General features: G+C 43.2%; 1 pseudogene. It reads right to left on the reverse strand.

Annotated elements, in window-relative coordinates:
* Positions 1-120 precede the first annotated feature (120 nt).
* A pseudogene (locus ACYQ4S_RS12115) lies at positions 121-576 on the reverse strand (oxidoreductase); the annotation flags it as partial.
* Between the last annotated feature and the right edge of the window lie 77 nt (positions 577-653).

Raw genomic sequence — 653 nt, forward strand, 5'->3', positions numbered from 1 at the left:
AACATACTCAAAAAATATTCGAATATATCACAGGGCTTTCGAGTTCGCCAAAGCGAACCCTCATCCCTGCCGAGCTATCATCCCACGATTGAAACCGTGGGTTTTCTCGCTCGGAAAACTGATAATCTGAAGGATCTCGTCCTCTTCTAATGTTCTAGGCTCTTCGGCGGTCGGTCTTTCTGCTTTGACTGCACTTGGAGCGACTGGCTGTTTACCTCTTAGAACAGAAGAACTGGTCATTCGCCCCCCATGATATAACTGAACAATGGCCTTTGTCCCTTTATGTTTAATCACAGTTGCAAGTGATGCCATGCCATCATTGTGTCTATCATCGTGAATTCCGAGTTCACCTTCCCAGCCTTTTCCCCCTTCAGAGACATTGGCTGCCGCAGTGATAACTGCGCCGGCTTCTTTGCTTCGCATCTGATAATACCGCTTCTCATCTTCGGTGATGACGCCATCAAAAAAACTCATTTTTGTTGTCATTGGAGCCATGACAAAGCGATTTTTTAAAGTTACTCCATTATTTAACTCAAGTTTTGCAGTTAAAAAATAGCCTTTGACCCTTGGTGTCATTGACTTGGTACCGATTATTATGCCGCTTTTGATATTTGATTCAGCTGATTTTCTTTTAAAAATGGCTTGAAGAGTTC

It is taken from the genome of Alkalibacterium sp. s-m-28 (genome assembly GCF_054658175.1).